Annotated in this window: 12 protein-coding genes, 3 tRNA genes and 1 riboswitch; of the genes, 7 read left to right on the top strand and 8 right to left on the bottom strand. The window is 32.6% G+C overall.

The window, feature by feature from the left end:
* Window positions 1-30: 30 nt before the first annotated feature.
* Window positions 31-792: a C40 family peptidase gene (locus ACUSJC_RS12680; RefSeq protein WP_449269939.1), complete on the bottom strand. Its 762-nt coding sequence runs from the start codon at window positions 790-792 to the stop codon at window positions 31-33.
* 71 nt (window positions 793-863) lie between these two features.
* Window positions 864-2,042 (bottom strand): acetyl-CoA C-acyltransferase, encoded by a 1,179-nt coding sequence (locus ACUSJC_RS12685; RefSeq protein WP_449269940.1) that lies wholly within the window; start codon window positions 2,040-2,042, stop codon window positions 864-866.
* A gap of 269 nt (window positions 2,043-2,311) precedes the next feature.
* On the opposite strand from ACUSJC_RS12685, the gene ACUSJC_RS12690 reads away from it, so the two are divergent.
* From ACUSJC_RS12690 to ACUSJC_RS12705, 4 genes are all read left to right on the top strand, one after another.
* Window positions 2,312-2,395, top strand: a tRNA-Ser gene (locus ACUSJC_RS12690).
* A gap of 10 nt (window positions 2,396-2,405) precedes the next feature.
* Window positions 2,406-2,480: transfer RNA gene (locus ACUSJC_RS12695), tRNA-Pro, on the top strand.
* 13 nt (window positions 2,481-2,493) lie between these two features.
* Window positions 2,494-2,567, top strand: a tRNA-Arg gene (locus ACUSJC_RS12700).
* Between the two features lie 80 nt (window positions 2,568-2,647).
* A riboswitch (cobalamin riboswitch) is annotated at window positions 2,648-2,832 on the top strand.
* A 234-nt stretch (window positions 2,833-3,066) separates the two neighbouring features.
* Window positions 3,067-3,453, top strand: coding sequence for an acyl-CoA thioesterase (locus ACUSJC_RS12705; RefSeq protein ID WP_449269941.1), 387 nt, complete (start codon window positions 3,067-3,069; stop codon window positions 3,451-3,453).
* A gap of 122 nt (window positions 3,454-3,575) precedes the next feature.
* On the opposite strand, the gene ACUSJC_RS12710 is transcribed toward ACUSJC_RS12705, so the two are convergent.
* From ACUSJC_RS12710 to ACUSJC_RS12720, 3 genes are all read right to left on the bottom strand, one after another.
* Window positions 3,576-4,070 carry a hypothetical protein gene (locus ACUSJC_RS12710; protein WP_449269942.1) on the bottom strand — a complete coding sequence of 165 codons (495 nt, stop codon included), beginning with the start codon at window positions 4,068-4,070 and terminating at the stop codon, window positions 3,576-3,578.
* A gap of 105 nt (window positions 4,071-4,175) precedes the next feature.
* Window positions 4,176-5,216 (bottom strand): PLP-dependent cysteine synthase family protein, encoded by a 1,041-nt coding sequence (locus ACUSJC_RS12715; RefSeq protein WP_449269943.1) that lies wholly within the window; start codon window positions 5,214-5,216, stop codon window positions 4,176-4,178.
* An 83-nt stretch (window positions 5,217-5,299) separates the two neighbouring features.
* Complete coding sequence (locus ACUSJC_RS12720; protein ID WP_449270002.1) at window positions 5,300-7,360, bottom strand: S9 family peptidase; 2,061 nt, start codon at window positions 7,358-7,360, stop codon at window positions 5,300-5,302.
* A gap of 140 nt (window positions 7,361-7,500) precedes the next feature.
* Here ACUSJC_RS12720 and ACUSJC_RS12725 point away from each other — a divergent pair, with 140 nt between their 5' ends.
* Complete coding sequence (locus tag ACUSJC_RS12725; RefSeq protein ID WP_449269944.1) at window positions 7,501-7,824, top strand: YbaB/EbfC family nucleoid-associated protein; 324 nt, start codon at window positions 7,501-7,503, stop codon at window positions 7,822-7,824.
* 328 nt (window positions 7,825-8,152) lie between these two features.
* Here ACUSJC_RS12725 and ychF read toward each other — a convergent pair whose 3' ends face one another.
* The gene (gene ychF, locus ACUSJC_RS12730; RefSeq protein WP_449269945.1) at window positions 8,153-9,247 is read right to left on the bottom strand and encodes a redox-regulated ATPase YchF; all 1,095 of its coding nucleotides are present in this window, start codon (window positions 9,245-9,247) and stop codon (window positions 8,153-8,155) included.
* 192 nt (window positions 9,248-9,439) lie between these two features.
* Between ychF and ACUSJC_RS12735 the strand changes: the two genes are divergently transcribed.
* Entirely contained in the window at window positions 9,440-9,979 is a 540-nt protein-coding gene (locus tag ACUSJC_RS12735; RefSeq protein WP_449269946.1) for a hypothetical protein, read from the top strand.
* 59 nt (window positions 9,980-10,038) lie between these two features.
* On the opposite strand, the gene ACUSJC_RS12740 is transcribed toward ACUSJC_RS12735, so the two are convergent.
* Together ACUSJC_RS12740 and ACUSJC_RS12745 are read right to left on the bottom strand one after the other, a co-directional pair.
* On the bottom strand, window positions 10,039-11,196 hold the full coding sequence (locus ACUSJC_RS12740; RefSeq protein ID WP_449269947.1) for a hypothetical protein: 1,158 nt from the start codon (window positions 11,194-11,196) through the stop codon (window positions 10,039-10,041).
* A 114-nt stretch (window positions 11,197-11,310) separates the two neighbouring features.
* Entirely contained in the window at window positions 11,311-11,661 is a 351-nt protein-coding gene (locus ACUSJC_RS12745; protein WP_449269948.1) for a 4Fe-4S dicluster domain-containing protein, read from the bottom strand.
* A gap of 126 nt (window positions 11,662-11,787) precedes the next feature.
* Here ACUSJC_RS12745 and ACUSJC_RS12750 point away from each other — a divergent pair, with 126 nt between their 5' ends.
* Entirely contained in the window at window positions 11,788-12,846 is a 1,059-nt protein-coding gene (locus tag ACUSJC_RS12750) for an acyl-CoA reductase (RefSeq protein ID WP_449269949.1), read from the top strand.
* Window positions 12,847-12,922: the final 76 nt, after the last annotated feature.

A 12,922-nucleotide genomic window follows, 5' to 3' on the forward strand; every position in this document is an offset into this window, starting at 1 on the left:
ATAAATTAGATTTAGAGTGTTACTTCTAATTTAGATTATTTTTTTAATAACTCTCAATTTATGCGTATGCCGATTAGTTTCAGCATTGTAAATCCCCAAGTGATCTAAGCGGTCAATACGTACTTTACCGGAAGCGTGAATAATGTAATTATTCTCCATCATAATACCTACATGGATAATAGTACCTTCTTCGTTATCAAAAAATGCTAAATCTCCGGGTTCGCTTTCTTCAATAAAACTTAAAGCTTCTCCCTGAGTGGCTTGTTGTGATGCATCTCTTAAAATAGAGTAACCATTTAAACGATATACCATTTGGGCAAAACCGGAACAATCAATTCCGAAAGGTGTTTTTCCGCCCCATAAGTAAGGCGCATTCAAATACATATAAGCAGTTTTAACTAAATTTGATTTAGGCTTCACTCCACAAGTTTTTAAACCTTCAAAGTAAAAGTTCTTCAGATTGATATTTTCATGGCTTAAAAACGACAAAGACGAGCCTAGTGGGATTGCTATAAGTTCATTTTCCGGATTTGTAATATATTCAATCAAATCAGAACTTAAAACTTCCGGAGTTTCTGAGAGTTCTAAAAATTGATTTTCTGAAATCTTCTGAAATTGCTTGTTGTCAACCCAACCTTGATATTGATCAAAAGCAGTTTCAATTTTACTCCATTTGGGAGTTTCTTCCAAAATTTTAAAAAATTCGCCAAATAACAATTGTGATACTTGTTCGCTTCGGTCTGAAGGTTCAAAACGAATAGGAACAATGGCAAGATTACAAATTCCGAACATTAAAAATAAATTGAGATTGAATAAAAAACATCGGGTAAAAACTCCCGATGTTTTTCTTGGTAAATATAATATTATGCTCTTTCAATAACTAAAGCTGAAGCACCACCACCACCATTACAAATTGCAGCAGCACCTAATTTAGCATTGTTTTGTTCTAAAACACTCAATAATGTAACTACAATTCGAGCTCCGGAACAACCTAGTGGATGCCCTAAAGAAACCGCACCACCATTTACGTTAATTTTATCTTGGCTTAAACCTAAAATTTGAGCATTAGCTAAACCAACTACCGAAAAGGCTTCGTTAAATTCGAAGAAATCAATATCAGTCAATTCTAAATTAGCTTTTTTCAAAGCAATAGGTAAAGCTTTTGAAGGAGCAGTAGTAAACCATTTTGGTTCTTGAGCAGCATCAGCATACGATTTTATGTAAGCCAAAGGTTTTAAGCCTAAAGCATTTGCTTTTTCTTCGCTCATTAAAACCAAAGCAGCGGCTCCATCGTTAATAGTCGAAGCGTTTGCCGCAGTTACAGTTCCTTCTTTTGTAAAAGCCGGAGCCAATGCCGGAACTTTGTCTAATTTTACATTCGTAAATTCTTCGTCTCTGTTTACAATAACAGGTTCACCACGTCTTTGAGGAACCTCTACCGGTACGATTTCGGTATCAAATTTATTGTCTTCCCAAGCTTTTGCAGATCTTTCATACGATTGAACAGCAAATTTATCTTGATCTTCTCTGGTAATCTTGTATTCGGTTGCACATAAATCAGCAAAAACGCCCATAGCTTGATTATCATAAGCATCAACTAATCCATCACGTTGTAATCCGTCAGCTAAAGTACTTGGTCCGAATTTAACTCCGTTTCTCATGTGAACATAATGAGGGATCAAACTCATGTTCTCCATACCTCCGGCAACTACTACATCAGCATCACCACACATGATCGCTTGCGCGCCTTGCATGATAGCCTTCATTCCGCTAGCACAAACTTTATTTACAGTTGTACAAGGAACAGTATTTGGAATTCCTGCGTACATCGCTGCCTGACGAGCCGGAGCTTGTCCATTGTTCGCCTGAACTACATTACCCATTAATACCTCGTCAACTTCTTCCGGTTTTAAATTAATTTTATTTAGAGCTCCTTTGATAGCTGTAGCTCCTAGTTTAGTAGCCGGTACGCTTGATAAAGCTCCCATGAAACTTCCTATAGGCGTTCTAGCTGCAGAAACTATAACAACTTTTTTACTCATAATTGTGTTTATTTAGTTTTTTGCGAATTTACTATTTTTATTCCATAAATTATCTCTAAATCGATTGAAATAGCTTATGGTTTGCTTAAAAATATTTTTATTCCATTTTTTATAAAAAAAAATCAGACAGCTATCTTGTTGAATTTTAATTTGTTTTGATTTTTTTGAAAAATAATTTTAAAAAAACTTTAAAAAATAGTTGTAAATAACAATACTTCGACTTACATTTGCAACCGCAAAAAAGATAAGTTCTTAAGCAGAATTTTAAAGGAGAGGTGCCGGAGTGGTAACGGAGCAGATTGCTAATCTGTCATCGGGTAACCGATGCCAGGGTTCGAGTCCCTGTCTCTCCGCTTCTTTTTTCGGGGTGTAGCGTAGCCCGGTCATCGCGCCTGGTTTGGGACCAGGAGGTCGCAGGTTCGAATCCTGCCACCCCGACGATAAAAATAATGGTTGCGTAGCTCAGCTGGATAGAGCAACTCACTTCTAATGAGTAGGTCCCAGGTTCGAATCCTGGCGCGATCACAAAAAGCCTAGCAATTGCTAGGCTTTTTTGTTTTTTATAGTTTTTAATTGCTAATTTTGCAAAAGAGTTCTTTACATAAATTTTATCAAGCAAAAGAGGTTGTGCTTAATTGAACATTAATAGGGAATCCGGTGTAAATCCGGAGCTGTCGCGCAACTGTAAATAACTTTAAGGTTTCTATCCTTAGTGTTCCACTGTTTTTTAACGGGAAGGACGATAGAAACTGTTATAAGTCAGGAGACCTGCCTTTTTTGACAGACAGTACTTTCGCGATTTAAAAGTAGGTCGATTTGATGTATAACAGCAAAATTCTTTTGCTGCACTTCTCTTATACCTTATTTTTATTTCAATACTGTACTACAGTTTATGAATGAACTTTTAATTATTGTTTAATATTTAAAAGTAAAATGAAATGAGAGTATTTCAATTTAGCTATTCGCGATTTAATAGCTTAAAAAGGCTTAACAAAACATTGTCTAACTTTAAAAAAGAGAGATTATGTTAATTGAAGAAAAAATCAAACAATCAGAAACCCGAATTTTCAAGGCCGTTTTCCCTAACACAACCAATCATTACGACACGTTGTTTGGAGGAACTGCTATGCAATTAATGGATGAAGTAGCATTTATTTGCGCTACACGCTTTTGCCGTCAAAAAGTAGTCACTGTTAGTAGTGATAAGATTGATTTTAAAAAACCTATTCCCGGCGGAACTATCATTGAATTGATAGGAAGAGTTTGCTATGTAGGAAACACAAGTTTACGCGTTTGTGTCGAAATTTTTATTGAAGAAATGTATTCTGAGGTAAGAGAAAAAGCTATTCATGGAGAATTCACTTTTGTTGCTTTAGATAAAAATAAGCAACCCGTAAAAATATCAGAATGATTAATACAATTATGAGTTGTCCTAAAAAAGATTGACTCGTTAGTAGTTAAATCGGAACAGAATTAATTCTGTTCCGATTTTAATCATTCCTGATAATATTTAAACTATTAACCTTTTAATTTTTAGTTGTCTCGTATTACATGTGCGACACCTCTAATTGTTAGATTTTTATTATTATAGTCAATATAATTACCATAAAAACTTACATCAATATAATCACCAAATGCTCCAAAATAGTTGAGTAAAAAAGTCATTTCAGGAGAACTTTGATCAATTAGTCCAACATCTCCACCTTCAATTGAAAAATTAGATTGAATTCCAACTAAATTTGAACTACACGATAACAAAATACCGTTTTGAATAGGTGTTGTATAAGTAAAAATACTTAGTCCATACGTTGTAAAATCAGCATTGATATCACTTACTATATAAACTATAGGATCACTATCTATTTGATAAGATATAAATTCAGACACTAAATTACAAGTCATTAAATTTCCAACATTTGTAATCGGCGCTTCAAAATTATACGTAATAGAATCTGTCACTTGTAAATTGTCATAGTCAACTCCTTTTAATTTAAACTCTGTATAAAAAATAGCTAAAAAGTTACGCAAAACTTATTTTAATTTTTTCTCAAAAATAAAAACGGAGCTAAAAAATTATTTTAGCTCCGTTTTTATTATAGTAAAATCCTTTTTTAGAATTACTACAGATATATTTTATTTAATTACTTCTACTTTTTGAGTAGCATCAATATTAACACTATCATAGAATCCTTGATCATTCATCCATTCATCACTATAAATTTTACTCATATAACGAGAACCATGATCCGGGAAGATTATAACGACATTACTGTCTTTTGTAAATTCACCTTCTTCTGCATATTGACGAACTGCTTGCAGTGCTGCACCTGAAGTATACCCCACAAACAAACCTTCAACCCTCGAAATTTCTCTTGCTGTATGAGCACTTTCTTCATCGGATACTTTCATGAATTTATCAATCGTGTCAAAATCAGTTGCAGTTGGAATTAAATTTTTACCTAAGCCTTCAATTCTGTAAGGATAAATTTCATTGCTGTCAAACTCGCGTGTTTCATGATATTTTTTTAATATTGAACCGTAAGCATCAACTCCTAAAACTTTGATATTCGGATTCATTTCTTTCAAGAATCTTGCAGTTCCCGAAATAGTTCCTCCTGTTCCACTACATGCTACTAAGTGTGTAATTTTTCCGTTAGTTTGTTCCCAAATTTCAGGACCAGTGGTTTTATAATGCGCTTCAACATTAAGTTCGTTGAAATACTGATTGATGTAAATTGATCCTTTTGTTTCTTCATGTAAACGTTTTGCTACACTATAATAAGAACGTTCATCATCAGCTGATACGTGAGCAGGACAAAGATATACTTTTGCTCCCATTGCTCTTAACATATCAATTTTGTCTTTTGAAGATTTTGAGCTAACTGCCAGTATACATTCATATCCTTTAATGATACTAACCATTGCTATACTAAAACCTGTGTTTCCTGAAGTCGTCTCGATAATGGTATCTCCGGGCTTTAGAATCCCTTTTCTTTCAGCTTCTTCAATAATATAAAGTGCTATTCTATCTTTTGCAGAATGCCCTGGATTAAAGGCTTCAACTTTGGCGTAAAAATTTCCTTCTAAATTGGATGTTACTTTACTTAATTTTAATAACGGAGTGTTCCCTATTAATTCAAGAACATTATCGTAGGCTTTTATTTCTTCTTTCATAAATAAAAAATTAGTTGTGGTAGGCTTTCTGTGTATATATTTGACAACCCCAAAACCATGCAAATTTAACAAAAAAAGTTTAACTATTCCTTAATTTTTTCTAAATCTAATAAAAATGCAAATTCTTTGGCTAACTCTTTCAGTGCTTCAAAACGCCCCGAAGCTCCACCATGACCAGCATCCATATTAGTGTCTAAAAATAATAAATTATTATTTGTTTTCATATCTCTTAATTTGGCAACCCACTTAGCCGGCTCCCAATATTGTACTTGAGAATCGTGCAATCCTGTAGAAATATACATGTTTGGATAAGCTTGTGCTTTTACATTATCGTATGGCGAATACGAAAGCATGTAATCATAATACTCTTTCTCGTTGGGATTTCCCCATTCGTCATATTCTCCTGTAGTAAGCGGAATTGAATCGTCCAACATTGTTGTTACAACATCTACAAAAGGAACTTGTGCTATCACTCCGTGATATAATTCGGAATCCATATTCACAACAGCTCCCATTAATAACCCTCCGGCCGAACCTCCTTCTGCATATAAATGCTCTTTTGAAGTATAACCTTCTTGTATTAAGAATTTTGAACAGTCAATAAAATCGGTGAAAGTGTTAATCTTTTTTAAAAGTTTTCCGTCTTCATACCAATCTCTTCCTAAATCCTCTCCTCCTCTAATATGAGCGATCGCAAAAATAAAACCTCTGTCTAACAAACTCAATCGGGTTGAAGAAAACCAAGGATCCATTGACGAACCGTAAGAACCGTAAGCATATTGCAACAACGGATTTTTTCCGTCTTTTTTAACTCCTTTTCTGTACACTAAAGAAATTGGTACTTTTGTTCCATCTCCTGCGGTTGCCCAAACTCTTTCTTCCTGATAATTATTCTTATCAAATTTACCACCTAAAACCTCTTGTTCTTTCAAGATTGTTTTTTCTTGAGTACGCATGTTAAAATCAATTACCGAAGAAGGCGTAGCCAACGATTGGTAAGCAAATCGCAATAATTCGGTATCAAAATCAGGATTTGTAGTGGTATAAGCCGTATAGGTTTCGCTTTCGAAAGGCAAATAATAAGCTTCTGCTCCACTCCACGGGCGAATTTGAATTTTATTCAATCCGTTAGAGCGTTCTTCCACTACTAAATAATCTTTAAAGATATCAATTCCTTCTAAAAGAACATCTTTGCGATGCGGAATTAAATCTACCCAATTGTCTGATGTAGTTTTAGTTTCAGGCGTTTTCATCAACTTAAAGTTGGTTGCCTTATCCTTATTGGTCAACACATAAAAACTATCGCCATAATGCGAAATAGAATATTCAACACCTCTTACCCTTTTTTGGAAAATTCTAAATTTACCTTCCGGTTGGTTAGCTTCTAAAATTTGATATTCTGACGTTAAAGTACTTGTAGAACCAATGACTAAATATTTTTTTGATTTTTCTTTATAGACGAAAGTATAAAAAGTATCATCTTTTTCATGGAAAACCAATTCGTCTTTAACAACATCTGAACCTACAACATGTCTACAAATTTTATCTGATCGAAGTGTTTGCGGGTCTTTTTTAGTGTAAAAGAAAGTTTTATTATCGCTTGCCCAAGCAACGCTACCTGTAGTATTTTCGATAGCTTCTGAAAGAATTTCTCCTGTTTTTAGGTTTTTAACCTTAATGGTGTATTGGCGTCTAGAAACGGTATCAATTCCGAAAGAACACCATTCGTTATCCTCACTAATACTAATTCCACTTAGGTTGAAATACGAATGTCCTTTTGCCATTTCGTTACAATCAAACATAATTTCTTCTTCGGCTTCTAAACTTCCTTTTTTACGAGCATAAATAGGATAATCTTTTCCGGTTTCAAAACGAGTAATATAGTAATAACCGTTGTAGAAATAAGGAACTGAGGTATCATCTTCCTTGATTCGAGATTTCATTTCTTTGAATAAATCCTCTTGAAATTGCTTAGTATGAGCTGTCATTTTCTGATAGTACTCATTTTCAGCATTTAGATAAGCTATAACTTCAGGGTTTTCTCTTTGGTTTAGCCAATAATAGTTGTCAATTCTAATATCGCCATGTTTTTCAAGTTTGTGCGGTATTTTTTTGGCAACTGGAGGTTGCGCATCTGCATTCATTTCTGACTTTTTTGAATTACAAGAAAGGACAAATGTAATAGAAATATACAGGATGACCGAAAGTTTTCTCATTTAATTATAAATTATTTATTGACTCTAAATTTACTAAATTTGTCTTTCAAAATTAAAATTTAACATTTATGTTTGGAGACCTTATGGGAATGATGGGTAAAATTAAAGAAACCCAAGAAAAAGTTGAAGCTACTAAAACGCGTTTAAACACCGTATTAATTGATGAGAAAAGTTCTGACAACTTATTAGAAGTTACCATTACAGCTAATAGAACCCTCAAAAATATTTCAATTGCTGACGAATTATTAGAAGACAAAGAAATGCTTGAAGATTATTTGGTTAACGTTTTAAACAAAGCAATCGACCGCGCTACACAAGTACACGAAACTGAGATCGCTGCCGTAGCCAAAGAAGGAATGCCAAATATTCCAGGAATGGATTTGTTTAAATAAATTTACTCATGGAAATTACATGGGGTTCTAAGAAAGATTTCCTGTAACAACGTATAAAAAGTTAGAAGCTAAATTAGCTAAAATAAAACTTTCACGCGATTTATCGCGAGATATTGTAAAATTGCTTTTAAGTAGTATTAAAATAAAGATAGAGCGTAATTTCTGCTTATTAAGTCTATGAAATATGCTTATTACAAGCGAAAAATAAATACTATTAGAAGCCTAAAAAATAAATCGGAACAGAATAATTCTGTTCCGATTTAACTATTTTTTAAGCATAAAACTGTCAACCTATTTTAGAACGACTGAATTTATTTCTTCTATCAAGTTACACATTAAATCTGAAATGCATTACATCTCCGTCTTTAACGATATATTCTTTTCCTTCTACACGAAGTTTACCCGCTTCTTTTACTTTCGCTTCTGAACCATAATTTGAAAAGTCATCAAATGCAATTACTTCCGCTCTAATGAATCCTTTTTCGAAATCGGTATGAATCACTCCGGCAGCTTTTGGTGCAGTATCTCCAATTTTAATAGTCCAAGCACGAACTTCTTTCACTCCTGCTGTAAAATAAGTTTGAAGGTTCAATAATTTGTATGCTGCACGAATTAAAACTGCTGAACCTGGCTCAGTTAAGCCTAAATCTTGCAAGAACATTTGACGTTCTTCATAGCTTTCTAATTCATTAATATCGGCTTCCGCACCCACAGAAAGTACAATTACTTCCGCATTTTCATCTTTTACCAATTCACGTACTTGATCCACATATTGATTTCCGGTAACTGCAGAAGCTTCATCTACATTACAAACATACAATACCGGTTTTGCAGTAATCAATTGAAAATTTTCGAATAGCACTTCTTCATCGACTCCGTTTGGTACAACCGTACGAGCTGATTTAGCTTGCATTAAAGCATCTTTAATTTTATTTAACAATGCTTGTTCTACAAGTGCTTCTTTGTTTCCTGCTTTTGCTGCTTTATTAGCTTTCTCTAAACGTTTTTCAACTGTTTCCAGATCTTTTAACTGCAATTCAATATCGATAGTTTCTTTATCACGAATAGGATTTACATTTCCGTCAACATGAACAATATTATCGTTATCAAAACAACGTAACACGTGAATAATAGCGTTACACTCTCGGATATTTCCAAGGAATTGGTTTCCTAAACCTTCTCCCTTACTCGCTCCTTTAACTAAACCTGCAATATCTACAATGTCTACAGTAGCCATTTGAACACGCTCCGGTTTTACTAATTCTTCCAAACGAGCAATACGCGGATCGGGTACGTTTACCACACCAATATTAGGTTCAATTGTACAAAACGGAAAGTTTGCACTTTGCGCCTTAGCATTTGACAAACAGTTAAATAAAGTTGATTTTCCTACGTTTGGTAAGCCTACAATTCCTGCTTTCATAATTTTATATTTGCCGTTAACTTCTTGGGTTAACCATTTGTTTTTTAAAAGTGTGCAAATATAAATATTTGAACCAATATTTTTTGGTTTTTCGGTTGAAATGTAAATTATATAAGACTTTCCTAAAATTGCATAACACAGATAACTCGTGTCAATCCTAACTTTGTAATATTAATTTTAAAAAGAAGAATTATGAAAAAGTTAATGATTTTATCCGTAATCATTTTGGGTAGTTCGATAAGCTTTGCTCAAAATACAAATGTTTTAAAGGAAACTGAAACAAAAGTAACGACTATTAAAGATTCAAAAGGAGAACGTAAAATTGAAAAAACAGTCGTACGTAACGAAACCCAACCTGTAGAATTAGAGGTATCTGAGCAAAAAGGAAAAAACATTCCTATAAAAGAGAATGTCCCTGTTAATGTTCAAACTCAAACTAAAGTTGCTGTAGATGGTAAAACACAATATGTAGATATTGATCATTCTGCTTACTATATGTATAATAATAAAAAATATGAGATAAAAGATGATGAAAAGGGATATATCTTTTATCACAATGGTAAAGAAACTAATGAAATACTGAGAAAAACTTCAGGTGATTATTATTTATACATCAATAAAAACGACGTTTCTATTGCTAAATTTGACAGCAACGGAAATCTAATTATCGAGTCATACGACAAGAAAAAAGACGAAATTACTGTAGAGAAATATACCGTTATGAAACCATAACCTTTTTGCCTCTATTCTATTAACAATAAAAGCTGTTCATAAGAACAGCTTTTATTGTTTTATTCCGCTAACATAGTAATTATTTTCTTTTCCTCTACTGTTGGTGTTAAACCGGATTCAAATTCCCAATAAGGCGTAAAAACCATTGACCGCTTATTAATCAGTGATTTATCTGTAAAAATATTATCTTTTGAGTAACCAAATAGTTTGGTATCAAAATTAGTAACTACCATGTAATTTTTCACTTCAATCCTTTTCTTTTCTCCTTTATATTTTTTCTCAAAACCAATTACTTCTTTAGAGTTTGTCAAATAATACAAACTACCATCTATTCTAAAGGTATTCTTATATTCTAACATATAAATATTACTTCGGTTTAAAAAAGATCCTTCCATATAAATCATTCGTGAAGAAGGAATTGTAGAGTTAATTTCCACAATTAATTTCTTCTTACTATCATAAATAATATAAAAATTAGACAATACTCCTTTCACTTCTTCATAAGGAGAAATTTTTATTGCCAGATAATCTTCATTTTGCGGATATGTTTTTACCTGAAAATCATATTCTTTTAATGCCCTTTTACTTAATACTTCATTCAAATACTTAAACTGATAATAATTCTCCATGATATTATTAAGATTATATCCTAAAACATCTATATCCAAATCATTATCAAAAAAACCTACAGAACGATTCTGCTCAATTAAAATATCTGTTTTTATATTCTTAGGAGATCCTAATAATTGAAAATTGACCAATCCGTCATTAAAAAACACATAAGCATCATCTTTCTTATAAAACTCTCGAAGGTAAACTTTTAAATTCGCCGGAACTGTTACATGTTTAGCCGAATTTTCCATCAAATTCTTTAATATTTCCTGTGGATGATTTTGCGTCAAAACCACCTCATCTAACAGCCTTAAATTACTTTCTAAATAAATAACGTTTTCTTTCTTAATAGTTGAATATCTAACAACAAGTGGCTTATAAGATGTATGAACCAATTCCAAATCAGAATCCTTAGAAAGATTTATTTTTGCCACACCCTCGGCATTAGTTAAAAAACCTTGTCTGGTTTTTAAAGCTGTAATAGTAACTTCGTCAACGGGAGTATCTGTATCAATATCCTTAACGATAATGGTAAACTCTTTAATTTGAGAGAAACCGGAAGTATAAATAGCAGCAATAAAAAACAGAAGTAAAATCTTTCTCATAAGCGGTTAAACTTTTGTAATGGTCAATTTGTTTGGGCTAATTGTTTGGACTAAGATAAAAAAAAAAGAGAATTTTTAATTAAAAACCCTCTTTAAAATATTCTTTTTTTTTCACTACTCATTATGCAAGAAAGCTTGGCGGTTCAATAGTACTTCTTCACTCTCTACATGATCATCATCTGGCACACAGCAATCTACGGGGCAAACTGCCGCGCATTGAGGCTCTTCGTGAAATCCTTTACATTCCGTACATTTTCCCGGAACTATATAATATACATCATCAGAAAAAGGGGTCTGAGCCGCATTTGAATCTACAGTTTCACCATTAGGCAACACTATTGAACCTGATAATTTAGTACCATCACTATAGCGCCAATCATCAGCTCCTTCATAAATTGCAGTATTTGGACATTCCGGCTCACAAGCTCCGCAATTAATGCACTCATCTGTTATTTTTATAGCCATTTTATATCGTTTTTAAATTGATTTAAATGTATTGTTACATAAGATTTTCCTAAAAAAACTCCCCATAACAACTTATTACGTACTTTTGCAAAAGTACAATGTAAACCCTATAAAAACAAGTTACAAATGTTACAAAATGAAATTAAAGATTATTTTGTCCAATTAGGATTTTTCTTAAAACAATTTGATACCGAATTTACTCAAAATAACAATGTTCTACATAATGATTTATTTTTTGACCAATTTGCTTCAATTATTGAGAATCAACAACATTTAAACGGATGGTTTACGAAAGAACAAGTAGTTCATGCAGTGCAAGCTTGGGCAAATGCCTTAACAACTGATAATTTGAACCAATGGTTGCAATCATACCATTTTTCAGATAATAAAAAACCTAAAATAGTTGGACTTATTCTTGCCGGAAATATTCCTTTGGTAGGTTTTCACGATGTACTTTCCGTTTTGATTTCAGGAAATATTGCCAAAATAAAATTATCGTCTAACGATCAACAACTGCTTAAAGCAATCGTTAAATATTTAGTGGCGTTAAATCCTGAATTTGCTGATCGAATTCAATTGGTTGAAGGGAAATTAGAAAACTTTGATGCTGTCATTGCTACCGGAAGCAACAATACAGCCCGCTATTTTGAATATTATTTCAGAGAAAAACCAAGTATAATTCGTAAGAACAGAAATTCTGTTGCCGTTTTAACCGGAAAGGAAACCAAAGAAGATTTAATTGGTTTAGGTGAAGATATTTTTCGATATTTTGGATTGGGTTGTCGTAACGTTTCTAAAATTTTTATTCCGAAAGATTACGATTTCAAAACATTTTTTGAAGCCATGTATGAATACGGAGATATTATTCATTATGAAAAATACGCCAACAATTATGATTATAACAAAGCCGTATTTTTAATGAGTAATTTTAAACTTTTAGATAACGAATTTTTAACACTTAAAGAAGATGAAGGCTATAGCTCCCCTATTTCTTCTGTTTTCTACGAATATTACGATTCTTTAGATATCATAAAAGATAGGTTAAAAAATGATGTAGAAAAAATACAATGTATCGTTTCTAAAAACGTCTTAGAACAGAGTATTCCATTTGGAAAAACACAACAACCGGAACTTTGGGATTACGCTGATAATGTGGATACTTTAGATTTTCTACTAAATTTATAAAGCATTATTAAATTCTCATCGATTTTAATTCAAGAACGATAATTGTTGATAACAATGTGAAATTGTTCATGTTTTT

Source organism: Flavobacterium sp. U410, assembly GCF_053570605.1.

Bases quoted from the DNA above. Each gene is read 5' to 3' on its own strand.
- ACUSJC_RS12745 (WP_449269948.1), bottom strand. From the start codon at position 11,661: ATGGCTATAAAAATAACAGATGAGTGCATTAATTGCGGAGCTTGTGAG.
- ACUSJC_RS12680 (WP_449269939.1), bottom strand. From the start codon at position 792: ATGTTCGGAATTTGTAATCTTGCCATTGTTCCTATTCGTTTTGAACCT.
- ACUSJC_RS12750 (WP_449269949.1), top strand. From the start codon at position 11,788: ATGTTACAAAATGAAATTAAAGATTATTTTGTCCAATTAGGATTTTTC.
- ACUSJC_RS12740 (WP_449269947.1), bottom strand. From the start codon at position 11,196: ATGAGAAAGATTTTACTTCTGTTTTTTATTGCTGCTATTTATACTTCC.
- ACUSJC_RS12720 (WP_449270002.1), bottom strand. From the start codon at position 7,360: ATGAATGCAGATGCGCAACCTCCAGTTGCCAAAAAAATACCGCACAAA.
- ACUSJC_RS12725 (WP_449269944.1), top strand. From the start codon at position 7,501: ATGTTTGGAGACCTTATGGGAATGATGGGTAAAATTAAAGAAACCCAA.
- ACUSJC_RS12735 (WP_449269946.1), top strand. From the start codon at position 9,440: ATGAAAAAGTTAATGATTTTATCCGTAATCATTTTGGGTAGTTCGATA.
- ACUSJC_RS12705 (WP_449269941.1), top strand. From the start codon at position 3,067: ATGTTAATTGAAGAAAAAATCAAACAATCAGAAACCCGAATTTTCAAG.
- ychF (WP_449269945.1), bottom strand. From the start codon at position 9,247: ATGAAAGCAGGAATTGTAGGCTTACCAAACGTAGGAAAATCAACTTTA.
- ACUSJC_RS12715 (WP_449269943.1), bottom strand. From the start codon at position 5,216: ATGAAAGAAGAAATAAAAGCCTACGATAATGTTCTTGAATTAATAGGG.
- ACUSJC_RS12685 (WP_449269940.1), bottom strand. From the start codon at position 2,042: ATGAGTAAAAAAGTTGTTATAGTTTCTGCAGCTAGAACGCCTATAGGA.